Source organism: Rathayibacter sp. AC451, from assembly GCF_979253095.1.
The window spans coordinates 3315986-3339892 of sequence record NZ_CEEDBD010000001.1 but is presented as its reverse complement, the minus strand read 5'-3'; the positions used below and the strand labels follow the sequence as shown (position 1 = coordinate 3339892).

Genomic DNA, 23907 nt, shown 5'->3' with positions numbered 1-23907 from the left:
CGTCAGTCGGCCATCGACACGCCGGTGAAGTCGATCCACCAGCTCTTGGGCTGCTCGAAGCCCTGAACGCGGTCCGACATCGCCCGCGGTGCGGTGTCGTTGACGACGAACATCCAGGCGGCGTCCTCCGTCACCAGGTGGCCGACCTGTGTGAGCAGGGCGGCGCGCTCGGCGTCGTCGGTGGTGACGAGCGCCTGCTGGTAGAGGGCGTCCGCGTCCGGGTTGCAGTAGCCGAAGAAGTTGCCCTCGCAGCCGAACCAGAAGCCGTTCCAGCTCGACGGCTGCTCCAGGCTGAACGCCTGGTTCGCGGCCTGCCAGCCGGTGTCGCCTTCGCCGAGCTGACCGTACATGCCGGCGAAGTCGACCGGTTCGAGCGTCACGCCGATGCCCACCTCGGCGAGCTGGGCCTGGAGGGCCTCGTTCATCGCCTTCGCCTGCATCGATCCGGAGCCCGCGGTGATGTATCCGACCGTCACGTCGACGCCGTCGGGGTAGCCGGCCTCCGCCAGGAGCGACTTCGCCTTCTCGGGGTCGTAGGAGTAGATGTCGTCGGCTTCGTCGTAGTAGAGGCTGGCCGGGGCGAACATCTGGTAGGCGGGAGACGCGGTGCCGTGGAGGAGGTCCTCGGCGATCGACTCGCGGTCGATGGCGTAGTTCATCGCCTGACGGACGCGGATGTCGTCGAAGGGCTTTTCCTCGGGGAAGAGCTGCCACGACCACTCCCAGTCGAAGGAGTTGCCCGTCGTCACGTAGCCGTCGGCCTCCAGGCTCGCGAAGTCGTCGGGCTGCGCGGCCTCGATCCAGTCGACGCGTCCCGAGCGCAGAGCCGCGGTACGGGCGGCGGGGTCGGGGATGAGCTCGACGCTCAACCGGTCGAGCTCGGGCACCTGGCCCCAGTAGTCGTCGTTGCGGACGAACGAGATCGACTGGTTCTCGGCGAGCGAGTCGAAGACGAACGGCCCGGTGCCGACCGGGTTCTTCGCCTGACCGGCCGCTCCCGACTCCTCCAGGCTCGTGGGGCTCGCGAAGTAGACGTTGTAGAGGTCGGCGAGGAAGAAGGCGAACGGCTGGTTCAGGGTGAACGCGACCGTCATGTCGTCGACCTTCTCGACCGAATCGACGAAGTTCAGCACCGTGTAGTACGTGATCAGGACCGGGTCGTAGTTCGGGTCGGATTCGTCGGTGTACCGGTCGATGTTCGCGATGAGGGCGTCCGCGTTCCAGTCGGTGCCGTCGTGGAACGTCACTCCGCCCTGCAGAGCGAACGTGTAGGTGAGGCCGTCCTCCGAGATCTCCCACGACTCTGCGAGCGCCGGTGCGACGCCGGCGGGCGCATCCGGGTCCGAGACGTCGCGCTTGGTCAGACCCTCGTAGACGAGGTTACCGATCAGGCGCTGGCCCTCGTAGCCGGCCGTGGTGATGGCTCCGGTGTCGAGGCTGGGGAAGGCGGCCATCTGCGAGGCGATGATCAGCTCCTGCTCGTCGGCAGCGCTCGCTCCGCCTCCTGAGCAGCCTGCGAGAGCGAGAGCGGACACGGCGAGTGCGGCGACGAGAGCCAGCGGCCGTCGTCCGATCCGGTGGGTGCGGTGCATGGGACTCCTCGGGGTGGGGGTTCGAATGATGCGGGTTCGAGTGGTGAGTGCGGGTCTAGGAGGTTCGGACGGGGTGCCGCGCCGCGAGGAGCTCGCGCGTGTACGGATCCTGCGGGGACGCCAGGACGTCCGCGGTGGGACCGCTTTCGACGGACCGTCCCCGGTTGAGCACGAGGATGTCGTCGCTCATGTGCTCGACGACGGCGAGGTCGTGGCTGATGAAGAAGAGCGCGACGCCCAGGTCGGCCTGGAGCTCGGCGAAGGTGTTGAGGACCTGCGCCTGAACCGACTTGTCGAGCGCGCTGACCGCCTCGTCCGCGACCAGCACCTCGGGTTCGCCGACGATCGCGCGGGCGATCGCGATGCGCTGCGCCTGACCGCCCGAGAGCTCGTGCGGGAACGCGTGCAGATAGTCGGCGGGCAGCGAGACCCGCGACAGGAGGTCCGCGGCGAGTCCGGACCAGGTGCTCCGAGGAAGTCCGTGCGCTGCCATCTGGAACTCCAGCGTCCGGCGCACGGTCATGCTCGGGTTCAACGCGTGCCGCGGGTCCTGCGGCACCAGCTGGATGCGCCGTCGCGCGGCCCGCAGCGCTCGCCGGTCGAGACCGAAGAGGTCATCGGATCCGAGGCGGACAGTACCGGCGTCCGGAGACATGAGCCGCATGACGATGCGCCCCAGGGTCGACTTGCCGCTGCCCGATTCGCCCACGACTCCGAGCGTGCGCCCCTTCTCCGAGTCGGAAGGAGACTCCGTCCAGGGCGGTGAAGGGACCGAAGCGCTTGACGATGCCCCCTGCAGCCAGAACACTCACAGTGCTCCTCCGTTCGCTTCGGCCACGGCGTGCCCGGGCGCGATGTCGACGAGCGGCCCCCAGTCGCGCCGGTGGCGGATGTCGTCGGGAACGACGGCGAGACCGCCCCGCGGAGCGTCGGCCGACGGCTCCGCGGCGAGAAGGGCCCTCGTGTACGGGTGCGCCGGCGCTCCGAGCACCTGCGCGGCGAACCCGAGTTCGACGATCCGGCCTCCGAGCATCACGGCGACGCGGTCCTCCGGCTGGGAGGCGATGAGCGCGGCGATGCCCACGTCGTGGGTGATGAAGAGGATCGCGGTTCCCAGCCGGGCGCGCAGCCCGTCGAGCAGGCGCACGACTCCCACCCCCACCGAGGCGTCGAGGGCGCTCGAGGGCTCGTCGGCGACGATCAGTTCGGGATCGCAGCAGATGGCGATCGCGATGGCGACCCGCTGCCGCATCCCTCCGGAGACCTCGTGCGGGTAGGCGCGCAGGACGCGCTCGGGGTCCGAGATGCTCACGAGTTCGAGCAGTTCGGCCGCCCGCAGCCGCGCCGCGGCCCTGTCGGCGACCGCGCCGTGCTGGAGCAGCGTCTCGGTGATCTGACCGCCGATCCGCCGCATGGGGTCGAGCGAGCTGTTCGGGTCCTGAGGGACGACGCCGATGCGCTCGCCGTGCAGCGCGCGCAGGGACGGTCGGGACGCGTGGAGCAGATCGACACCGTCGAACACTGCGGAACCGCTCACCTGCGCGGACCGTGGCGCCATGCCCGTGATCGTCCGAGCGAAGACGGTCTTCCCGCTGCCGGATTCGCCCAGCAGAACGGTGACCTGCGAACGTTCGAGGCCGAGCCCGACAGAGTCGACGACGGTGGCACGTCCGCGGGCGGCCCGGAACGACACCGAGACGCCGGTCGCGTCGAGCACGAGAGGGACCGTGGTGGGCAGACTGCCGCCCATGGCCGGGCTGCTGATCGTCATGAGTCGGACTCCCGTCCGCTGAGGGCGTCGCGGAGTCCGTCCCCGACGAGCGGGAAGAGCATCGACAGCGCCAGGATCACGACGACGGGTGTCACCGCGAGAGTGGGGTCGGTGTAGATCGCGGCCTGCATCTCCTGCAGGATCGAGCCGAGCTCCGGAGTCGGCGAGGGCACGCCCAGGCCGAGGAACCCGAGTCCGCCGGCGATCGCGATGTTCGCCCCGACCAGCGAGGTCGAGTAGGCCAGCACGGCGGGGAGCACGACCGGGACGATCTGCCGGAGGAGGATCGCTCCGGGACCGGCTCCGCTCGCTCGCGCGGAGAGCACGAAGTCGAGCTCCCGGATCCGCGACACCTCGGTCTCGGCGATCCTCGCGACAGGCGCGATCCAGACGAGCGTCAGGGCGAGCACGAGGGTGCCGAGACCGATGCCCAGGGTGATCGCGAGCAGGAGGGAGAGCAGCACGCCCGGGAACGCGAACAGGATGTCGACTCCGCGCATCAGCACGGTGTTGAGCACCTTGCCGCCCAGACCGGCGAGCGTGCCGATCGCCAGACCGATGAGGGTGGCGATGACGATCGGCAGCACGCCCGCCACGAGCGAGATGCGCGTGCCGTAGACGAGCCGACTGAGCATGTCGCGGCCCTGGGAGTCGGTCCCGAGGACGTGCGCGTCGGAGAAGAACGGCAGGAGCCGCTCTGAGAGCGATCCGGCGAGCGGATCGGCGAAGGGCAGGATCGGCGCGGCGACGGCCACGAGGACGATCAGGCCGAGCACACCGAGCGCGATCTGCGAGCGGACCGGCAGACGGCTGAGCAGCGATCGTCGCCGGAACCGCACCACGAGGGCCGGAGCGGTCGCGGCGGCGCGGGTCGCGGTCATGCGCGGGCCACCCGGATGCGCGGGTCGATCAGTGCATTGACCACGTCGGCGAGGAGGAGGACCAGGACGAAGACGATCGCCACGACGAGCGAGACCGCCTGGATGAGCGTGTAGTCCCTGAGCGCGACCGACTGGACGACGAGGACCCCGACTCCGGGGAGGCTGAAGATGTTCTCGACGAAGAGCGCTCCGCCGAGCATCGAGCCGACCTGGATCCCCAGGACGGTGATCATCGGCGGCAGCGCGTTGTGGTGCGCGTGCACCGCGATCCGGGCGGGCGAGAGTCCTCGGGCCCGCAACGACGGGAGCAGGTCGGTCGACTGCAGGGTCGACAGCGACGTCTTCAACGATCGGGCCATCTGGGCTCCCGGGGCGAGGGCCAGCGCGGTGGCCGGCAGGGCGAGGTGGAGCAGGACGTCGGCAGGTCCTCCGTCGCCCCGCGTGCTGAGGCCGCCGGCGGGGAACACCGGCGCGAGGACCGCGAAGAAGAGCAGGAGGAGCAACGCGACGGTGTACTGGGGTGCCGAGAGGAAGAAGGCCTCGACTCCGTCGACGACGCGCCGGAGGACGCGCGACGGCGAGGTCGCGAGGTTGCCCATGACCAGGGCGATGGCGATCGCGAGCACGCTCGCGACGCCGCCCAGCAGGAGCGTCGTGGTGAGCGCCGGGCCCAGGATCTCGCCGACCGGGCGGCCCTGGCTGTAGGAGTAGCCCAGCTCACCCCGGACGAGCTGTCCGAGCCAGAGGACGAACTGGACGGGGACGGGCTGATCCAGCCCCATGACCGCTCGCAGCTCCTCGCGCTCCTCGGGACTGCTGTCGGTGCCCAGGATCGTCAGGGCCGGGTCGCCCGGGATCGCCCGGACGGCGAAGAAGACCACCGCGGCGACGAAGAGCGCAGTGACCGCGGTGAGGAGCAGGCGTGCGCCGATGAACCGCAGCAACCTGGCATGTCGGGTTTTGTACTCCATAATTGGAAGAGTATCGGGACTACTGTTTCGGACGTATTTCGATTCCGTGAATGCAAGAGGACGACCGTCTGCTCGACAGTCCGCCGCCCGCCGGGTCGTGATACTCAGAATCAGTAGTCCGCGATCGGATTACTCTGGACCCGCGGTCGAGGACGACCGCCCCCTCTCGAAGGAGGCCCCTTGGCTCTACGACACGCGATCCTCGCCGCGCTCTCGCGCGGCGTCCCCCGCACCGGCTACGAACTGAACACGAGCTTCACCGACGACGCCGACCGCGCCTGGCACGCGAGCCCGTCGCAGGTGTACTCGGAACTGACGAAGCTCGAGGGCAAGGGTCTGATCCGGATCAGCGAGCGCACCGAGCGGGGCAGGACCAGCTACGCGATCACCGATGCAGGCCTCGACGAACTGCGCCGCTGGCTCGTCCACGACGAGCCCGACCACAGCATCCGCGACGACTCGATGCTCCGGCTCGTGACCCTGTGGGTGCTCGACGACACGACAGCGGGCTATCTCATCGACGCGGAGGTCTCGTACCAGCGCAAGAGGCAGCTCAGCCTGTCGCACCTGCTCGAGACGTGGGACGCCGTGCGCGAGGACTCCCGAGTCTGGCGGAACAGGCGCGCGCTCTACACGCTGTGGCTCGCCCAGACCGAGTTGACCCTCGGCTGGCTCGACGGCCTGCGTGACGTCCTCCGCAGCAACGAGCCGGTCCCGGCCGTGCTCGAGCGCCACTGGCCGGCGCACCGGTCGACCGATCGGGTCTGACCGGGTCGGTGCGGCCGGCCGCGGCGGCACCTCCGAAGGCGGAGAGGTTCAGACCGCCGCGTTCTCGGGCCGGCCGTAGTGCGGCGTGGTGAGGTGACGGTCCCAGGGCGCATCCGGCGCGAGCAGCTCGCGCCACGGTGCGACCTCGGCGTAGAGCACCCGCAGGGCGTCGAGGCCGTTGACGTGGAGGGCTCGCCCGTCGGTCGAGACGGCGTCCTCCGGCACGGCGACGTCGTAGTTCTTCATCAGCGCGGTGCGCGACGTCGTCTCGACGCAGACGTTGGTCTGCAGTCCGGCGACGACCAGGCGCTGCGCGCCGAGATTGCGGAGGATGTTGTCGAGCTCGGTTCCGAAGAACGCGTCCCAGCGCAGCTTCTGAATGATGATGTCCCCCTGCTGCGGCGCCACGGCGTCCAGGATCTCTGACGCCCAGCCCTCAGGACGAGTGTCGACCGCCGCCGAGACGTCGGGCAGGGTCGCGAGCAGGCGCCTCATGCTGGGCGTCATGTCGGCGCCGTCCGGGCGGCTCACCTGCCGCGTGTAGATCACGGGGACGCCCTGCGCCCGCGCCTCGGCGAGGAGCGCGGCGCACTCCGCGACGACGCGATCGAACTCCCAGATCGGCGGCCAGCCGTAGAGGTCGCGGCGGTCCTGCTCCAGGTACATGTTCTGCATGTCGACCATGACGACAGCGGTCCGAGTGCTCATCGGTCCTCCTTCTCGGGATCTCTCGATCCGTTACTTCTTTTTATACTCCAATAATGGTCTACTGTACTGGTGTTACAGCTTCATTTCGGTCGGAGGACGAGTGCCACATCCCGCGAAGAGCACGGACTCCCGTCGCCGTTGGGCGACGTTCAGCGTTCTGGCCGCCACCGCTGCACTGACGATCCTCGACGTCTCCAAGGTCGGCGTGGCCCTGCCCGCCATCCAGGAGTCGACCGGCGGGTCCGGGAGCACCGTCCAGGTCATGCTCGTGGGCTACACGATCGCCTACGCCGCCTTCCTGCTCCCCTCCGGCCGGATCGGCGACGTGCTCCCCCGCTCGACGGTGTTCCTGGTCGGAGGCCTGGCCTTCGTCGGCGCGAGCGTCGTCTGCGCGCTCGCGCCCGACATCACGTGGCTCGTCACCGGCCGCATCATCCAGGGAGCCGGGGCGGGGATCCTGATGCCGCAGGTCCTCGGCCTCATCCAGCGGCTGTTCCCCGCCGAGGAGCGCACCCGGCCCCTCGCCACCCTCGCCGCGATCCTCTCGGCGACCTCCCTCTTCGGGCCTGTGCTCGCGGGCGTGGTGATGCAGCTCGTCGGTACCGTCGAGGCGTGGCGCGCGCTCTTCTGGATCAACGTCGCGGTCGGCGTCGTGGTGCTGCCCCTCGCTGCCGTCCTCGTGCGGGATCCGGGTGGCGAGCGGCGTTCCGGCTTCGACGGCGTCGGCGTCGCGCTGCTCGTGCCCGCGGTCGTACTGACCATCGCTCCGCTCAGCGCTGTCTCCGAGGCGAACCCGCCGTCGATCTGGACGGCCGGACTCATCACCGCCGGGGTGGGTTTCACGACGCTCTTCGTCCTGCACCTCCGCCGCCGAACCGCCTCGGGACGTCAGGCGCTCGTCGACCCCGGCCTGTTCCGATTCGCGCATCTGGTCCCCGGCGTCGTCGTCTCGGGGTTCCTGCACGCGGCGGGCACCGCCGGAACCCTCATCATCACCATCGGCCTGCAGCAGCTCGCAGGCCTCACTCCCCTGGAGACCGCGCTCTGGATGCTGCCCGCGGCCCTCGCGGCGCTCGCCGGGTCGTGGATCGCCGCGCGCCTCCCCTTCGACACCGGCTACCGGGTCATCGCCTGGGGCGCCGGACTCGGCGCCGTCGGACTCGCACTGGTCGCGACCGCGTTCGGCGTCGCCCCCGCGGCCGCCCTGCCCCTCGCGGTCTGCGCCGTGCTCGTGGTCAACACCTTCGGAGTCGCCGTCGCCGCACCCGCCAACCAGGCGCGCGTGCTCGTCGAGGTCCCGGACTACCGCTCGAGCGTCGCCGGCTCGATGATCCAGTTCTCGCAACGGGTGGGGTCGGCGATCGGGATGGCCCTCGCGCTGATGCTCTACTACGGGGTGGGCGGGACCGAGACCATCGCAGGGCGTCCCACCCTCGGTGCGACGCTCGCCGTACTCCTCACCGCAGGATTCCTCCTCGCCGCGACCGCGATCGCACTGGCCGACCGGTCGCGTCGACCGCAGCCCCGCCCGTCGGCCTCGATACGGCACCCCGCCGAGGCCGCACGGGTCAGGTGATCGCCCGCCCGTCGCCAGTCCAGCGGCACCGTTGGGCGTTTTCTGCTGCTCCGGAGCGCTGAGAGCAGCGAAAGCGTCCGATGGCGGCGAGGAACGCGTGCGGAGGAGCGACCGCAGGGGGCTAGCCCTCCGCGCCGACCCGCGCGGCAGGCGCAGCGGGCACCGTCGCACGCCGGAAGCCGTGCACCGTCAGGTACACGCCGAGGAACAGCTCCCACGCGATCTCGGGCAGTGTCAGCAGGCCCGACCAGACCGAGGTCTGCTCGTAGGCGCCGAAGAGGACGGCGAGGCCCGAGAGCGACATCAGCGGGCCGCCCAGGAGGCCGAGGAGCGCGACCGGCCGCGGCACGAGGTGCGCGCGGTGGAGGAGGAACCCCAGCAGCAGGCCGTTGCCGAGGCCGACGACGAAGCCGGGGCCGAGGAGGAAGGTCGCGTCGTGGACCGCGACCAGCGCCTGGGCGACGGCCCGGGAGGAGTCGGCGTCGGCTCCCGCCTGCGCCTGCCGCAGCTCGACGACCGAGACGACAGCGAGGAGGCCGACGACGATCAGGGCGCACTCCATGATCCGCGCGACGACGTAGGCGAGGGCGGCGGTCTCGTGGTGCCGGCGGAGGACGGGGTAGAGGACGAGCGCCGTGCCGAGGTTGGTGATCACGAGGACGATCTCGCAGACCACTCCGATGAGCACGCGGGTGTCGGCGCCGGGTCCGAGCACGTTGTCGGGGTCGGTGAGGAGCGGCAGATAGAGCACGGCTCCGGCGATGGCCGAGGCGAAGGTGAGGAGGAAGAGGACGCCCGTGAGGCGGGCGGTCCGATCGACGGAGGGCATGGGAGTCCTGTTCCCGGTGGCGAGGCCGACTCGTAGTGTACGGCGTACACCTTCGATCTGGAGGCTAGGTGTAGGGCGTACACTTCGTCAAGAGGCGACGGGAGGAACGCGTGCCCGAGCAGACACCGCAGACCCCCGACGACCGCGCCTGAACCGCGAGACGGTCCTGCGCGCCGGAGTGGAGCTCGCCGACGAGGTCGGGATCGACGGCTTCACGATGCGCACGCTCGCCGAGCGGCTCGAGGTCGTCCCCATGGCCCTCTACAAGCACGTGCAGAACCGCGAGCACCTGCTCGACGGCATGGTCGACCTGGTCTGGAGCGAGGTCGCCCTGCCCGATGCGGCGCGCGGCTGGAAGCCGGCGATGCGCGAGCGCGCCGCGTCCCTCCGCGCCGCCCTGACCCGGCACCGCTGGGCCGTCGGGCTGATGGAGGCGCACGGGCGGCCGGGATCCGAGAACCTGCGCCAGCACGACGCGATGATGGGGTGCCTGCGCGAGAGCGGCTTCTCGTTCCGCACGACCGTCCACGTCACGTCGCTCCTGGACGCGTACGTGTACGGCTTCGCCCTGCAGCAGAAGACGCTCTCGTTCGAGACCCCGGAGGAGTCGGCGGAGGCCGCGGCCGCCACGCACCGCTCCCAGCCGGCCGAGGCCGCGGCGCTGTACCCGTACCTGGTGGAGGTCGTCGTCGAGCTGGCCCGCGAGGGCTACGACTACGACGCCGAGTTCGAGACCGGGCTCGACGTGCTGCTCGACGGGGTCGAGGTGCTGCGGGCGGAGTGGCGGTCGGAGGCGGACCGGTCGGAGCCCGTCCGCCCCTGACGACGTCCGTCCTCAGCGCCCCTGGTCCGGCAGCGCCGCCGTGCCGGTCGCGCGCAGCCGGTCCTTCACGTCCTTTGGGAACTGCGGGCGGCCGTAGAAGTAGCCCTGCGCCCGCTCCGCCTGCAGCGATGCCAGCAGGTCGTGCGCCGTGCGGGTCTCGACGCCCTCGACGATCGAGCCCATGTCCAGATCCGAGACCAGGGCGATCATGGAGCGCAGGATCGTGGAGTGCCGGGGGTTCTGCTCGTCGGCGAGGAACACGCGGTCGATCTTCACGATGCTCAGCGGAACCGTCAGCAGTGCCGCGGCCGCCGCATGCTCCTGGCCGTAGTCGTCGAGCGCGATCGCGATGCCCTCCTCCGTCAGCAGCCGCACCCGGTCGACGACGTCGGCGTCGACGTGGCCGATCGAGGCCTCGGTGAGCTCGAGGCAGAGCTGGATGCCGAGATCGGACGTGCGCAGGGCGCGGACGTGGTCGACGACCTCGTCGCGCAGGAGCTGCTCGGCCTCGATGTTGACGCTGAGGAACGACACCGACGCGTCGATCTCGCGGAACTCGAGCATCGAGGCGACGGCGCGGTCGACGATCTGCACCGTCAGCCGGTCGAGCAGCCCGAGGGAGCGCGCGACGTCGACGAGGGTCAGCGGGCTCAGCGGCGTGCCGTCGCGGCGGGTGAACCGGGCGAGGGCCTCGAAGCCGAGGATGCGGCGCTCGGCGACGTCGATGACCGGCTGGAACGCGACCTCCACCGCCCCCTCCTGCACCGCCGCGCGGATCTCGGACACCAGGTCGGCGCCGTCCGCGTCTCCCGCCCCGCCCCGGCGCTCCTGCTTGGACGCGTACATCCGCTCGTCGGCCTCCTGCATGGTGCGGTCGAAGCTGCCGCCGTCGACGGCGACCGGAGCGCCGATGCTGATGCGCGGGTGGAGCGTGACGCCGCCGACAAGCAGGGGCTGCTCGACGGCGCGCGTGATGCGGAGGGTGACGGAGGCCGCCGTGGCGGAGTCGAGGAGCACGGCGAACTCGTCACCGCCGATGCGCGCGACGACGTCGTCGCTGCGCACGCTCTCGCGGATCCGGCGGCCGACCTCCTCGAGGACGACGTTGCCGGTGGAGTGGCCGTAGGTGTCGTTCACGGCCTTGAACGCGTCGAGGTCCATGAAGAGCATCGCGCGGCGCGACGGGTCGGGGAGCGCGTCGAACTCCTCGTACAGACCGCGGAGGTTCGTCAGCCCGGTCAGCGTGTCGGTCGTCGCGGCGTCGCGCAGGGCTCGCGTGGTGCGGCGGTCGTGGAGCGCCTGGGTGGCGATGTGCGCGAGGGCCAGCAGCGTCCGGTGCTCGAGCGGCGAGAAGCCGTCGGAGTCGGGGCGGCGCGTGAGGACGACGTGGCGGACGCCCGCGCCCGGCGCCGTCACGGGCGCCGACAGCTCGAAGGTCCGGCCCGGCTGCTCCGAGAGGCGGATGCTCGCGGAGGGGATCGCCGAGCGAGCCGCCGCCTGGAGCGTCGCGAAGATCGCCGCCTGGTCGCCCCACGGCAGCGCGAGCGACGCCTCGACGAGTCCGTCGAGCTTGCGCTCCACGCGCGTTCGGCGCAGCTGCTGGCTGACGACGGCGATCGCGAGCGCCACGATCAGCAGCGTGTTCGCCGAGCGGATGTCGAGCCCCACCCCCAGCTCGATCCGCTCGATCCCGGAGGAGAGCCGGGCGCCGTAGGCGAGCGCGACCAGTCCGACGTTCAGGGCGAGCACCACAGCGACGCGGTCCGGGCGCAGGGTCGGAGTCGGAGCATCCGGGACCTCGGCGAGCGTCAGCCGCGCCTGCAGGTACTCCGCCCCGATCGACAGCGCGCCGTACGCGAGCACCGCGGGCACCGCCGCGAGCACCGGCCACCACCCGGTGCCCGGGAAGAGGGAGAGCACCAGGAGGAACGCGCCGCCCGAGAGGCTCGCGAGCCCGGTGAGGTAGGCGATCACCGTCCAGGGCCGTCGCCGGAGCAGCAGGAACACCACCAGCGCCAGGACCCAGAGCAGCAGGGCGCGGGGGTGGGGGACGTCCTGCGCGACGAACGCGAGGACCGAGACTCCGACTCCGAACGTCACCGTGCCGATGCCGGAGGAGAGCTCGAGCCGGAACGACGCCGTGATCCACAGGGCCGCGAGCAGCAGGGCGAAGGGCGGCACCAGCGCCGGCAGGGCGGTGGCGTTGGGCACGAGCAGAACGAGGGTGAGGAGGAGTCCCGCGGCGCCGACTCCGAGGCGGAGGGCGCGGACCCGCCCGGAGAGGCGGGCGGGGGTGCCCTCCGGCAGCACGATCGCGTCGCCTGCGCTCAGTGCGTCACTCACTCGACCCCCCGGGCGTCCCGCCGAGGCGCGGGTCCTCCCACTCTCGCAGACGAGTGCGACGGACCGGACCCCGAGTGCGGGATCCGGACGGCGGGCGCCGTTCAGCCGATCGTGCGGGACGCACTCGTCTTCGACGCGGTCGTGTACCCGGTCTTCGCGCCGGTCACCCGCACGGTGAGCGCCTTGCCCCTGTCGGCGGCGACCGGCGTGTAGGTCGCGGCCGTCGCTCCCGAGATCGCGGTGCCCGCCCGGAGCCACTGGTACGTGAGCACGACGGGCGCCGGTCCCCACGTGCCCGGGACCGCGGTCAGCCTCGAGCCGACCGCCGCGGTGCCGGTGATCGTCGGAGTGGGTGCGGTGAGCGTGCCCGCTACGACCGTCCTCGCGGCACTCGCCTTCGCGACGGTGGTGTAGCCGGCCTTGGTGCCGGTCACCGTGACGCTGATCGCCGCGCCGCGGTCGCCCGCGACCGGGACGTACGTCGATCCGGTGGCGCCCGTGATCACCGTGGTGCCGCGCTTCCACTGGTATGCGTAGGCCACCGGCGCGGGGGCCCACGCTCCGGGCACCGCGGTGAGCGTCGCTCCGACCGCGGCCGTGCCGGTGATCGTCGGAGTCGCGCTCGTGAGCGTCCCGACTGCGACGGCCGCTATGGTGGCGCTGGTCTTGGTCGCGGGCGAGTAGCCGGGCTTCGTGCTCGTCACCGAGACGGTGATCGTGGCGCCGGCGTCGGAGCCGGTGAGCACGTAGGTCGACTTCGTCGCGCCCACGATGTACGTGCCGCCGTTCCTCTTCCACTGGTACGCGAGGGTCGTCCCCGCGTCCCAGGTGCCCGCGTTCGCGGTGAGGGTCGATCCGACCTTGAGCGTGCCGGTGACGGTGGGGGTCGGCATCAGCGTCTGCAGTGCCGGCGTCACGGTCGAGGCGGCGCTGGTCCTCACCACCGGGGTGAGGCCGGACTTCGAGCCGGTGACCGAGACCGTGAGGCTCGCGCCGGCATCCGCGGCGACCAGCGTGTAGGTCGAGGCGGTCGCTCCGGTGATCGCGGCACCACCGCGCTTCCACTGATAGGCCAGGGCGACGGGAGCGGGCGACCATGGGCCGGGGTTCGCCGTGACCGTCCTCCCCACCTGCACGGTGCCCGTGATGGTCGGAGTCGGGCCCGTGATCGCCGTCGTCGTGCCGTTGGTGACGGCCGCGGTGGTCGCGCTCGTCTTGGTTGCGGGCGCGTAGCCGGGCTTGGTGCTCGTCACCGAGACGGTGATCGTGGCGCCCAGATCGGTCGACTTCAGCACGTAGGTGCTGCCGGTCGCGCCGACGAGGTAGGTGCCGCCGTTCTTCTTCCACTGGTAGGCGAGAGTCGTGCCCGCGTCCCAGGTGCCCGGGTTCGCGGTGAGCGTCGAGCCGACGGTGGTGCTGCCGGTGATGGTGGGGGTGGGCATGAGGGTCTGGAGCGGGGCGGGGACGGTCCTGGGGGCGCTGGTGCGCTGGACGGAGCCGTAGCCCGAGCGGTAGGCGTCGACCGTGACGGTGATCGCGGTGCCGCGATCGGCCTCGGTCACCACGTAGGACGTGCTGTAGCCGGAGGGGATGTGCTCGCCGTTGCGCTTCCAGGAGTAGTTGAAGACCTCGGGAGTCGGCGTCCACGTCCCGGTCTGCACAGTCAGGGTCTGCCCGACGGCCGCAGTACCGGCGATGGTCGGAGTCGGCGCAGCGCTGAACCGGAGGTACGGCACGACGAGGGGCGCGCTGTCCACGGTGCGGTCGGCGTAGCCGGTCTTGCGGCCGGTGACCGAGACGGAGACGGAGCCGCCCGCGTGCTCCGTCGTCGGCACGAAGGTCTGCCCCGTCGCGCCCGGGATCGGGTAGCCGCTGCTGTCCTTCCACTGATAGCTCAGGGCGACGGGTGCGGGACCCCAGGTGCCGGCATTCGCGGTGAGCGTCGCCCCGACACCCGCGGTGCCTGTGATCGTCGGAGTCGCGGACGCGAGGGTGCCGACGTTCAAGACCTTGAGAACGAAGTCGCCCTCCTTCCAGCCATCGCCGCCCACCTGGATGAAGTAGGTCCTCCCCGCCGTGGCGCTGAAGGTCGTCTTCGCGTTCGCGCGGATGAAGGGATCGCCGCCGAACTGCATGCTCGGGCCGATGGGGGTGCAGCCGATCGCACCGGTGGGCGCGGAACCGTCCGACGCCCATACCACGCCGACCGAATCGACGAAGCTGTCACGGAGGTCGACCAGGACGGAGCCCGTGGTCGTCGCGGTGAAGCGGTGCCAGATGCTTCCCATCAGCACGCTGTCCCCGCCGTCGCAGCTGTAGGAGGGCTCGCCCCAGTTCGAGTCGACCTTGATCGTCGAACCGGAGACGGTGGCGGGCAGCGCGGGAATCGCGACGGCGTCCGCGGGCGTCGTGCCGGAGACCGGAGCGCTGGCGGTGATCCGCAACTGGACCTTCTGGTCGTCCGTCACCGGTGCACCGTCGTAGAAGTCCCCCACCTGGAAGAGGTACGTCGTTCCGGCCTCCGCCTGCACGTGGTTCTCGCCGCGGTACTCGGTGTCGGTGCAGCTGATGCGCGCGAGCTCGTCGATCGGTCCGGCCTCATAGCTGATGACGTTCGTGTCGTGACCGGCGATCTGGCCGGAGAAGGTCAGCGTCTGACGGGCCGTGGAGGTGTAGGGAGAACCAGACCGACGTGACGACATCGGTGAAGTACTCGCTGTAGTCGGGATCGGTCGTCCGGCAGGTCCCTGGCTCCCCCCGGTTCGAGAGTCGCTCCGGCGTAGGGAAGCCCGGACCCGTAATACGGGAGCGAGGCGATCGTCGTCGCGTTCGCGAGGTCGTCGTTCGCAGGCGGAGCGACGGCGGCGAGCGCCTCCGGAGCGGCCAGTCGACTCTGCGCAGCCGGAGCCGGCGGGGCCCAGTCGTCGGGGTGGGCGACCCCGCCGATCTCGATCGGGTGGGCCGGGTCGGCGGTGGCCGGACCCGCGGACGCGGTGGCCGTCGGGACGAGAGCGGCCCCCAGCGCCAGGGAGGCGGTGAGGGCGAGGGACAGCAGGCGACTACGCATCATCGAGTGGACTCCGGGTGAGAGCGAGGTGGGACGCCGACCACGTCAGGTACCGGGTCGATCCGTGTCCCCCATCGTGGTCGCGTCCTCGGGCCTAGCAAAGGTCCAGTTCGGGGGTAGCCCCCGTAGGGGTTTCAGTGACGCTGACGATTCCGCGGTGATTCGGCGCACGACAGGGTTGCGGAGGCCGAGAACACCCCCTCCGAGGGAGAGCAGTTCTGCTCGGCGGGGGATTCTCGAGCGCGGGACGCGCCCCTCCGAGTGGACGCGGAACGGGCCCGGTGCGCGTCCGGAGCACGGTGAGCGCCCGATCACGGCGGCGCGACGAGCGTCAGGCGCGCTGCAGCGGCAGACGGGCGGCGAGCCGCGCCCCGCCGGCGGACGACGGCGACAGCTCGAGCGTTCCTCCGTACACGGCGAACTGGCGCGACAGGCGGTCGAGGCCGCTCCACTCCGGGTCACCGCCGAGCCCGCGGCCGTCGTCGTCGAGTCGCACGATCACGGCCGGGCGGGCGGCCGCGCAGTCGACGTCCAGGCTCAGGCGCACCGCGCTCGCGCCGCCGTGCTTCAGGGCGTTGGTCAGTGCCTCCTCGACGGTGCGCACGAGCAGGACGCGCTGATCCAGCGGGACGCCGCGCTCCTCGACCTCGAGGTAGCGGTCGTCGATGTCGAGGTCGACCGCGATCTCGACCGGCAGGCGGGCGAAGAGGTCGCGGACCGCCGGCACCAGGCCGTGCTCGATGTCGACGGGGTAGAGCGCGCCGCTCGCGGCCCGCACCTCGCGCTCGCGCAGCTCGTCCAGGCGCGCGGCGATCCCGAGGAGGCGCTCGCGATCGGCGGATGCCTCCGCCACGGCCTGCAGCTCGGCGGTCAGGACCACGAGCGTGTTCTGGAGTCGACCGTGCAGGTTCTGCGCCACCTCGCGCCGCACGCGCAGCTCCTCCTTCTGCAGCGCCTGCACGGCCTGGACCGCCTGGAGGAGCACGCGGGCGTGCTCGCGCTCCTTCTCGCGGACGCGGCGCGCGGTCCGGACGAACAGCAGACCGAAGCCGGTCACCAGGCCGAACACCATCGCTCCGACGACCAGCTCGACGACCAGCGCGTCGAGGGCGGCGAGCGGGTACACGCCGGCGATCACCTGCAGCGTGCAGCGCGCGAGCGCCACGCCGAACGCGACGGCGAGAGCCGCGAGGACGCGGGGGCGGCGCTCGAAGCGCTCGGGCCTGAGGACCGAGAGCACCAGCACCGCGACCGCGACCGCCGTGACGTTGACCAGCACCCGCACGACCACGTCCAGGACCGGCCCGCCCTCCACGCCGCGGGTCGTCTGCGAGAGCATGCCGAGCGCGAAGACCGCCTGCAGCGCCGCGAGGATCGAGAGCACCGTGCCCAGCAGCGCGACGACTCCGACCAGGATCCGGTTGTCCTGACGGACGTCCGCGGGCGTCCGGCGCGTGTCGTCGACGAGGGTCATGCGGTGTGCTCGAGGAACTGCAGTGTCGCCTCGACGCGCGGGTTGCGGGTGCCGTCGGAGCGCAGCCCCAGTCCGGCGTAGAGGGCGTTGACGTGGTTGTCGACCGAGCGGACGGCGATGCCCAGCCGCTCGGCGATCGCCGCGTTGGTCAGACCGGCCGAGAGCCAGGTGAGCACCTCGTACTGGCGGCGGCTGAGCGCGGCGACGGGCGAGTTGCGGCGGGCCGTGCGGGCGGCGACGAGCGCCGGATCGAGGACCGTGCGGCCGTCGGAGGTGGCGCGGATCGCGGTCAGCAGCGCCGGCGTCGAGAGCGAGGACGTCTTCGAGAGGTAGCTCCAGCCGCGTGCCTCCGACCGGTCCAGTCGGAGGAAGCGGTGCATGGCGTCGACGGCCGAGAGCAGGACGAGGGCGAGCTCGGGGTTGCCGGCGCGCAGCTCGCGGCCCAGCTCGATGCCGTCGCCGTCGCCGAGCTCGATGTCGAGGATCGCGACGTCGAGGGCGGCGGGCCGCAGCTTCTCGCGCGCCTCGGCGACCGATCCCGCCTCGACGACGCTGCGCACCCCCGGCACCGTCCGGAGCATCGTGGTCAGCATCTGCCGGAAGAGAGGCTGGTCGTCGACGACGGCCAACCTGGAGATCTCGCACGCCCCCCACGGATGTCACGGGAACATCCTCGCCCATCCCGCGCCCTGCTTCGTCACCCGTTCCAGGGTTGCGGACGGCCGCCGCGGGCCGGGTGCGGTCGTCCGGCGACCGGCTGCCAACCTGGGAGGACCCCTCCGGGCGCTGCAGGAGGGCCGCCGCCCGGCCGGTGTCGACTCGTGGATCGGTGCTCGCGCGACCCGGGCCCGGAGGCGGTGCCTACGCCTGGACGAGCGCCGCCGCCGCAGCGAGACCGAGCACGGTCGCGACGAGCGCCACCGCCCAGGTGCCCAGGCCGTACGCGAGCCCGGCAGCCCACCGCCGCTCGAGGAGCATCCGCGCCGCCTCGACGCTCGCGGTGCTGAAGGTGGTGAATCCGCCCAGGAACCCCGTGCCCACGAGTGTGCGCCACTGCTCGTCGACGGCGCCCGAGAGCGCCAGTCCCGCGAGGATCCCGAGCAGGAGGGAGCCGATCACGTTGATCGCGGAGGTGCCGACGGGCCAGCGCGCGGGAACGAGCGAGCGCGCGACTCCGTCGATCGCGAAGCGGGCCGCGGAGCCGACGCCGCCCGCGAGTGCGACGCCCAGGAAGAGGGCGGGCGGAGTCACTCCGCCGCCTCCGTCGACCGGAGCCGACCCGCCAGGGCGATGCCGAGGACCGCCGCGCCTGTCCCCAGGACGAGGGTGATCGCGGCGACGAGCGCGGCCTCGCCGACGCGGCCCGTCTCGAGCAGCGAGACGGTGTCGAGCGAGAAGGTGCTGTAGGTGGTGAATCCGCCGAGCACGCCCGTGCCCAGGAGCAGGCGCAGGGTGCGGCGGCGGCCCTCGTCGGGTCCGCGCCGGGCGAGCGACTCGAGCAGCACGCCGAGCAGGAAGGCGCCGACGAGGTTCACCGCGATCGTGGCGATCGGCAGCGCGGCCACCGGCGGCAGGGCGAGCGCCATCGCGTACCGGCCGGCGGTCCCGACGGAGCCGCCCGCCGCGACGACGAGGAGGGGACCCGGGCGCAGATGCAGCGGCCGCGTCACTCCGCCAGGTCCCACGGCGCCGGGCGCGAGGCGTCGCGCTCGGCACGGGGCACCACCATCACGGGGCGGTGCTGGCGGTGCGCGAGGTGCACGGCCACGCTGCCGCTGAGGAACTCGGCGATGCTGGCGAGGACGCCCGCGTCGCGGGTGCCGACCACGATCATCCGCGCGTCGGTCTGCTCGGCGACGTCGCTCAGCGCGAGCGCGGGCTCGCCCTCGGACACGCGGAACTCGTGCTCGACGCCGTCGAGGACGGACTCGACCTCGTGCACGAGGCTCGGCGGGGCCGACGGGCGGGCGGGGCCGGAGTCGGTGACGACCCCGACGGGGATGCCGCCGGTCATCGGATCGACGTAGTCGCCGACGAGATAGGGGTCGGGGGCGACGTAGAGCACGAGGAGCGGCGCGCGGAGCTCGCGGGCGAAGCGCGCAGCCGTGCGGAGGACCTCGGGCCGCTGGCCCTCGACGACGCCGACGAGGACGGGCCCGGTGGGGGTGGATTCGGTCATGGACGGCTCCTTCCCTTGCCCGTCCATCCTGGCACCGGCACCGACCCGGTGGGCCGTGATCCTTTCGTTATCAGCGACCCCGGGATTAGACTCGCTCCTCGCCGGTGCCCGACCGGCCCCGCAGGCGTCCCGACGCCCCGCGGATCGACCTGTCAGAGGAGTGCGCGCGCGTGACGAACCCCGACGTTCCCGAGTCCACGGAGCGTCGCGACGGCTCGACCGCCCTGCCCACCCGGCGTGAGGCGCGTGCGGCGGAGGCCGCTGCTGCTGCGGCTGCGGTCACCCCCGCTGCCGCCACCCCCGCTCCCGCCACCCCCGCTCCGATCGCCCCCTCCCCTGCCGCCCGGGCCCGCTCGGCCGCTCCCGCACGCCCGTCGACCCCCGCCCGCCCCGCCTCGAGCACCCCCTCGCTCAGCCGGCGCGCACTCGGCTTCGCGACGTTCTCGATCGTCGGCGGCCTCGTCGCCACCACGGCCATCCCCGCCTACGGCGCCCGGTCGACCGGTGCGGCCACCGGAGGCGGCGCCGTCGCGGACCGGACGGGCCTGCAGAACCTCACCGTCTCCTCCGAAGCGGCCGGCCAGACCGCGGTGCGCGACGCCTTCGCCGCGCCGACGCAGGCGCAGCTGGACGAGGCGAGCCGCCAGGCGGCCGTGCTCTCGAGCTCGAACGGCGGCGAGTTCACCACCGTGCAGACGCGCGCCGTCGGCGACGACTACCCGTGGCCGTACGAGACCATCGACGACGACGGCGGCGGACTCTCCCCGCTGGGCTACTACTACCGCGAGTGCGTCGACTTCGTCGCCTGGCGCCTCAACCGGGACGCCGGCGCGACCGCGGCCCCGTGGACGTACACGTGGGGGAACATCACCCCGATGGGCGGCAGCGCGTGGGAGTGGCCCGACAACTGGGCCGCCAAGGGCTGGGCCACGAGCAGCGTGCCGATCGCGGGCTGCGTCGCGTGGTGGACCTACAACCACGTCTCGTACGTGCAGAAGGTGAACGACGACGGCACCGTGCTCCTCGAGGAGTACAACTACGGCGGCAGGCACAGCTACGTGACGCGCACGTTCCCGACCGCGCAGGTGCCGCTCTTCCTGTACCCGCCGGCGCTGTAGCCCCGGGGGCGCCTTCGAGACGCCAGTCCGGTACGCCTCGGAAGGCGTGCCGCGGACCGGACAGGCATCTCGCGATCAGCGCAGCAGGGTCAGGAGCGCCTCGAAAGCCGGGGTGCGCGGGTCGACGAGGTCGAAGTGGTCGGCTCCGGGCAGTTCCAGCAGCCGCGCCCTCGGGTGCCTCGCGGCGTAGGCGCGGCTGAGCGCGATCGGCACGTCGGAGTCGGCGTCGCCGTGCACGAGCGCCACCGGGACCGGCGGGGTCGGCTGCCGCAGCGGGTCGGCCGCCGCGAGCGGCTCCACGCCGAGGAGCTCGCCGACGGCGTCGTCGCTGAGGTGCAGATCGGCGGCGGCCTGCAGGTCGACGACTCCGGCGAGCGCCACCACGGCGCGCACGGACGGCGACGGATGGGCGGCCTGCGACCACACGGCCAGCTGCCCACCGGCGGAGTGGCCGACCAGGACGGCCCGCGGGTCGCCGCCGAGCAGGACGGGCAGCGCCGCGAGGAGCGCGCGGACGTCGTCGCCCGTGCCCGGCCAGCCGCCGCCGGGATCGCCGACTCGCCGGTACTCCGGCAGCAGCACGTCGTGACCGCGGTCGGCGAGCGCCGCGGCGAGCGGACGCAGATGGGCGCGGTCCCAGCGGGCGCGCCAGAATCCGCCGTGCACCAGGACGACGGCGCCGCGCTCGGGAGCCGTCGGGCGGTAGCGGTCCGCGATCTGCTGCGGCGCGGGTCCGTAGCTCAGCACGGCGTCGGGATCGCGGGCCTCGAGATCGAGCAGATCGGTCACGGTCGCACTCTAGGGCGCCGAGTCGCGACAGGACCGGGGAGGACCACCCCGGATCGCCCCCGCCTCACGGAGGATGGACGGGTGACCGACACCGATCCGATCCTGCCGCGCCGCGTCCTGCCGAGCATCGGAGTCGGCGCCGTCGCCGCCGTGCTCGGCCTGCTCCCCTGGGTCGTCACCGGCATGCGACTGCCGCTGCAGAACCTCTGGGCGACCGAGACGACGGCGATGCCGTTCGCGCTCCTGCCCTTCAGCCAGTACGCGCTGACGCTGATCGTCGCGGTGCTCGTGACCGGCTGGGCGCTCGCCGGCCTCGCCGCGCGCCTCGGGCGGGCGCGGGGGGTGCATCCGGGAGCCGCCGCACTCGGCGTCGCCGTCGTGCAGCTGATCGCGCTCGTGCAGACCGCGGTCGTGGTCGCGGGCGGACTCGCGGAGGGGACGGCCTCGGACGTCTACCTGGCCGCCCTGGTCAGCGGCTCGGTCGCCGCGATCGCCGTCGGCGCGGTCGTGCTGCTGCTGATCGCCACGGCGCCCCGCCCCGGAGCCGCGATCGGGACCTCGCTCGCTGCGGTGGCCGCGGGGAGCTGGGTCACGGGCCTCGTCGCTCCGCTCAGCTCGGGAGGAACCGGTGTGGACCTGACGCTGCTCGACCTGGTGCAGTGGCTGCCCGGGATCCTCGCCGGGGCGGGTCTCGCGTGGTGCGGTCTCACCTCCATCGGCCGGGTCGCCGCGTGGGTGGTGAGCCTGGCCGTCCTCTGGATCGGGCCGACCCTCTTCACGGCGGTGTCGGCGGCGGCCGGCTCGAGGGTGCTCGCGCAGTACCCGCTCGAGATGCTCGACTACGGGCAGCAGGTGTTCCGCACCGCGCTGCTCCTGCCGGCCGTGTCGCTCCGCACGCCGATCACCGCGCTCGTGGTGGGTGCCGTGGGCTTCGTGGTGCTGAGCGCGGTGGAGCGGCGTCGCTCGCAGGCGACCTCGCTGATCGAGTAGCCCTCGGAGAGAGCGTATCGAGATCGACGCCCTTTCCGGACGAGGGTCTCGATACGCCCCTGCGGGGCTGCTCGACCAGCAGAGCGGTTCTCAGGACTCGAACCAGCCCCGGGGGTGGTGGTCGGCCGTCAGCGGCGTGCGCACCCGGGTCGGGCGCGCCCAGCGGACCGCGTTCGCCAGCACCCGCTTGATGTCGGGGTGGTGGTAGACGGGGTAGTCCTGGTCGCCGGGCGAGAAGTAGAACACCTTCCCGAGACCTCGCGTGTAGGTGACTCCCGAGCGGAACACCTCGCCGCCGGTGAACGTCGAGAGGAACACCGTCTCCTCCGGCACCGGGATGTCGAAGTACTCGCCGTACATCTCCTGCTGCGGGATCACGATCGGGCTCGGAACGCCCTGCGCGATCGGATGCGTCGGCGCGATGGTCCAGACCAGCTCCCGGTCCTGGTCGTTGCGCCACTTCAGCGAGCACGTCGTGCCCATCAGCGCCTGGAAGATCTTGGAGTAGTGGCCGGAGTGCAGCACCAGGATCCCCATCCCCTCCTGCACGTGCCGCAGCACGCGCTGCACCACCTCGTCCGACACCTCGCCGTGCGCGATGTGGCCCCACCACAGGAGCACGTCGGTGCGCGCGAGCGCCTCCTCGCTCAGTCCGTGCTCGGGCTCGGGGAGCGTCGCGGTGCGCACCGCGACCTGGTCGCCGAGCGACTCGGCGAGGCCGTCGGCGATCACGCGATGGATGCCCTCGGGGTAGTGCTTCATCACGGTCTCGTCGCCGCGGGTCTCGTGGCGGAACTCGTTCCAGACCAGGACCTCGACGGGACCGGTCGGAGTGGTCGCGGTGGTCGTCTCGGAGAGCGCTCACGCGACCTCCACCTCCTTCTTCTCGGCCGCCGAGCGGTAGATCGCGTCGATCACGCGGCTGCGGTGCAGCGCGTACTCGCCGTAGTGGCCGGAGTAGCGGGGCTCGCCGGCCGCGATCTCGGCTCCCGACGCGATCGCGTCGAGGAACTCGGCGATCACCGAGCGGTGGTGGCCCGACGGCACCGGGATGCTGGGGCGCGAGGTGGTCGGTGCGCCGGCGACCTCGGAGTAGAGCGTGACGGTGCCCTCGGTCGCGTAGTCGGCGACGTGGAGGCGGGCGCCGCCCGCGGATCCGAGGAGCTCGACCTCGATGTCCTCGTCGACCTTGGAGTAGCTGGCCCAGGAGGCGTCGAGCTGGAGGCTGCGCCCGTTGTCCAGACGCAGGAGCGCGCTGGAGAAGTCCTCCACCTCGAAGGCGTGGGTGCCGGTCGCGGCGACTCCGTACGGGCGGCCGCCGCGTCCGGAGCGCCCGATCTCGCCGTACGCGACGGCCGAGACGCTGGTCACCCGCGGCTCGTCGAGCAGGTGCAGGGCGATGTCGAGCACGTGCGAGCCGAGGTCGATCAGCGGACCGCCGCCGGCCAGCGCCTTGCTCGTGAACCAGGAGCCGATGCCGGGGATGCCGGTGCGCCGCTGCCAGCTGGCACGGGCGTGGTAGACGTCGCCGAGCGGAGCGTCGTCGAGGTAGCGGCGCAGATAGGCGACATCCGCGCGGCGGCGGTGGTTGTAGGCGATCTCGAGCACGCGGTCGGCCGCCCGCGCGGCCTCGACCATCTCGGCGGCGAGGTCGGCGGTGGTCGCGAGCGGCTTCTCGCAGAAGACGTGCTTGCCGCTCTCGAGCGCGGCGACCGCGATGGGGTGGTGCAGGTGGTTCGGCACTCCGATCGAGACGACGTCGAGGTCGTCGCGGGCGACGAGGTCCTCCCAGTCGGAGTAGAGGTCGGGGACGTCGCGCGTCGCGCCGAGTTCGCGCAGGCGCGCCTCCTCCTGACCGGCGAGGGCGACGACCCGCGCCCCCGGCAGGGCCTGGAAGGCGTCGAGATGGGTGGTGCCGGCGAAGCCGAGGCCGACGACGCCGACCCGGAGCTCGGGGGTGATCTCTGTCATGCCCGAAGCCTAGTCGAATTGATTCGAGCGCTGGATAAACTCCGTGCGGCAGGCGGA

22 protein-coding genes are annotated in these 23907 nt (G+C 72.0%); 5 read left to right on the top strand and 17 right to left on the bottom strand.

Features of this window, described 5'->3' with window-relative positions:
• Window positions 1-2: 2 nt before the first annotated feature.
• From AC0CID_RS15885 to AC0CID_RS15865, 5 genes are all read right to left on the bottom strand, one after another.
• The gene (locus tag AC0CID_RS15885) at window positions 3-1592 is read right to left on the bottom strand and encodes an ABC transporter substrate-binding protein (protein ID WP_465227577.1); all 1590 of its coding nucleotides are present in this window, start codon (window positions 1590-1592) and stop codon (window positions 3-5) included.
• Window positions 1593-1647: 55 nt separating this feature from the next.
• Window positions 1648-2301 (bottom strand): ABC transporter ATP-binding protein, encoded by a 654-nt coding sequence (locus AC0CID_RS15880; protein ID WP_465227576.1) that lies wholly within the window; start codon window positions 2299-2301, stop codon window positions 1648-1650.
• Between the two features lie 99 nt (window positions 2302-2400).
• Window positions 2401-3363: an ABC transporter ATP-binding protein gene (locus AC0CID_RS15875; protein ID WP_465227575.1), complete on the bottom strand. Its 963-nt coding sequence runs from the start codon at window positions 3361-3363 to the stop codon at window positions 2401-2403.
• A complete protein-coding gene (locus tag AC0CID_RS15870; protein WP_465227574.1) occupies window positions 3360-4244 on the bottom strand; it encodes an ABC transporter permease in 885 nt (294 codons plus the stop codon). The genes AC0CID_RS15875 and AC0CID_RS15870 overlap by 4 nt, the downstream gene beginning before the upstream one ends.
• Window positions 4241-5215: an ABC transporter permease gene (locus AC0CID_RS15865; protein ID WP_465227573.1), complete on the bottom strand. Its 975-nt coding sequence runs from the start codon at window positions 5213-5215 to the stop codon at window positions 4241-4243. The genes AC0CID_RS15870 and AC0CID_RS15865 overlap by 4 nt, the downstream gene beginning before the upstream one ends.
• A 180-nt stretch (window positions 5216-5395) precedes the next feature.
• On the opposite strand from AC0CID_RS15865, the gene AC0CID_RS15860 reads away from it, so the two are divergent.
• Window positions 5396-5983 carry a PadR family transcriptional regulator gene (locus AC0CID_RS15860; protein WP_465227572.1) on the top strand — a complete coding sequence of 196 codons (588 nt, stop codon included), beginning with the start codon at window positions 5396-5398 and terminating at the stop codon, window positions 5981-5983.
• 48 nt (window positions 5984-6031) lie between these two features.
• Here AC0CID_RS15860 and AC0CID_RS15855 read toward each other — a convergent pair whose 3' ends face one another.
• On the bottom strand, window positions 6032-6691 hold the full coding sequence (locus tag AC0CID_RS15855) for a cysteine hydrolase family protein (protein ID WP_465227571.1): 660 nt from the start codon (window positions 6689-6691) through the stop codon (window positions 6032-6034).
• A 100-nt stretch (window positions 6692-6791) separates the two neighbouring features.
• Between AC0CID_RS15855 and AC0CID_RS15850 the strand changes: the two genes are divergently transcribed.
• Window positions 6792-8267 carry an MFS transporter gene (locus AC0CID_RS15850; RefSeq protein ID WP_465227570.1) on the top strand — a complete coding sequence of 492 codons (1476 nt, stop codon included), beginning with the start codon at window positions 6792-6794 and terminating at the stop codon, window positions 8265-8267.
• A 121-nt stretch (window positions 8268-8388) separates the two neighbouring features.
• On the opposite strand, the gene AC0CID_RS15845 is transcribed toward AC0CID_RS15850, so the two are convergent.
• On the bottom strand, window positions 8389-9096 hold the full coding sequence (locus AC0CID_RS15845) for a DUF4386 domain-containing protein (RefSeq protein ID WP_465227569.1): 708 nt from the start codon (window positions 9094-9096) through the stop codon (window positions 8389-8391).
• 178 nt (window positions 9097-9274) lie between these two features.
• Here AC0CID_RS15845 and AC0CID_RS15840 point away from each other — a divergent pair, with 178 nt between their 5' ends.
• A complete protein-coding gene (locus AC0CID_RS15840; RefSeq protein ID WP_465227568.1) occupies window positions 9275-9919 on the top strand; it encodes a TetR/AcrR family transcriptional regulator in 645 nt (214 codons plus the stop codon).
• A gap of 12 nt (window positions 9920-9931) precedes the next feature.
• Here the strand turns inward: AC0CID_RS15840 and AC0CID_RS15835 are convergent, their stop codons facing one another.
• The 7 genes from AC0CID_RS15835 to AC0CID_RS15805 form a co-directional block, all read right to left on the bottom strand.
• A complete protein-coding gene (locus AC0CID_RS15835) occupies window positions 9932-12262 on the bottom strand; it encodes an EAL domain-containing protein (RefSeq protein ID WP_465227567.1) in 2331 nt (776 codons plus the stop codon).
• Window positions 12263-12363: 101 nt separating this feature from the next.
• Window positions 12364-14964: a hypothetical protein gene (locus AC0CID_RS15830; protein WP_465227566.1), complete on the bottom strand. Its 2601-nt coding sequence runs from the start codon at window positions 14962-14964 to the stop codon at window positions 12364-12366.
• 696 nt (window positions 14965-15660) lie between these two features.
• Window positions 15661-16803, bottom strand: coding sequence for a sensor histidine kinase (locus tag AC0CID_RS15825; protein ID WP_465227565.1), 1143 nt, complete (start codon window positions 16801-16803; stop codon window positions 15661-15663).
• Window positions 16800-17432, bottom strand: a complete 633-nt coding sequence (locus tag AC0CID_RS15820) for a response regulator (protein WP_465227564.1) — start codon at window positions 17430-17432, stop codon at window positions 16800-16802. Before AC0CID_RS15820 ends, AC0CID_RS15825 begins: the two co-directional genes overlap by 4 nt.
• A 232-nt stretch (window positions 17433-17664) precedes the next feature.
• Window positions 17665-18054, bottom strand: a complete 390-nt coding sequence (gene crcB, locus AC0CID_RS15815) for a fluoride efflux transporter CrcB (protein ID WP_465227563.1) — start codon at window positions 18052-18054, stop codon at window positions 17665-17667.
• Entirely contained in the window at window positions 18051-18473 is a 423-nt protein-coding gene (gene crcB / locus AC0CID_RS15810; protein ID WP_465227562.1) for a fluoride efflux transporter CrcB, read from the bottom strand. The genes crcB (AC0CID_RS15815) and crcB (AC0CID_RS15810) overlap by 4 nt, the downstream gene beginning before the upstream one ends.
• Window positions 18470-18982 carry a universal stress protein gene (locus tag AC0CID_RS15805; protein ID WP_465227561.1) on the bottom strand — a complete coding sequence of 171 codons (513 nt, stop codon included), beginning with the start codon at window positions 18980-18982 and terminating at the stop codon, window positions 18470-18472. Before AC0CID_RS15805 ends, crcB (AC0CID_RS15810) begins: the two co-directional genes overlap by 4 nt.
• Window positions 18983-19152: 170 nt before the next feature.
• Here AC0CID_RS15805 and AC0CID_RS15800 point away from each other — a divergent pair, with 170 nt between their 5' ends.
• Window positions 19153-20100 (top strand): CHAP domain-containing protein, encoded by a 948-nt coding sequence (locus tag AC0CID_RS15800; protein ID WP_465227560.1) that lies wholly within the window; start codon window positions 19153-19155, stop codon window positions 20098-20100.
• A gap of 75 nt (window positions 20101-20175) precedes the next feature.
• Here the strand turns inward: AC0CID_RS15800 and AC0CID_RS15795 are convergent, their stop codons facing one another.
• Window positions 20176-20889 carry an alpha/beta hydrolase family protein gene (locus tag AC0CID_RS15795; protein WP_465227559.1) on the bottom strand — a complete coding sequence of 238 codons (714 nt, stop codon included), beginning with the start codon at window positions 20887-20889 and terminating at the stop codon, window positions 20176-20178.
• A gap of 81 nt (window positions 20890-20970) precedes the next feature.
• On the opposite strand from AC0CID_RS15795, the gene AC0CID_RS15790 reads away from it, so the two are divergent.
• Window positions 20971-21879 (top strand): hypothetical protein, encoded by a 909-nt coding sequence (locus AC0CID_RS15790; protein WP_465227558.1) that lies wholly within the window; start codon window positions 20971-20973, stop codon window positions 21877-21879.
• 90 nt (window positions 21880-21969) lie between these two features.
• Here the strand turns inward: AC0CID_RS15790 and AC0CID_RS15785 are convergent, their stop codons facing one another.
• Window positions 21970-22689 carry a ThuA domain-containing protein gene (locus AC0CID_RS15785; protein WP_465228118.1) on the bottom strand — a complete coding sequence of 240 codons (720 nt, stop codon included), beginning with the start codon at window positions 22687-22689 and terminating at the stop codon, window positions 21970-21972.
• A 51-nt stretch (window positions 22690-22740) separates the two neighbouring features.
• On the bottom strand, window positions 22741-23850 hold the full coding sequence (locus tag AC0CID_RS15780) for a Gfo/Idh/MocA family protein (RefSeq protein WP_207407951.1): 1110 nt from the start codon (window positions 23848-23850) through the stop codon (window positions 22741-22743).
• Window positions 23851-23907: the final 57 nt, after the last annotated feature.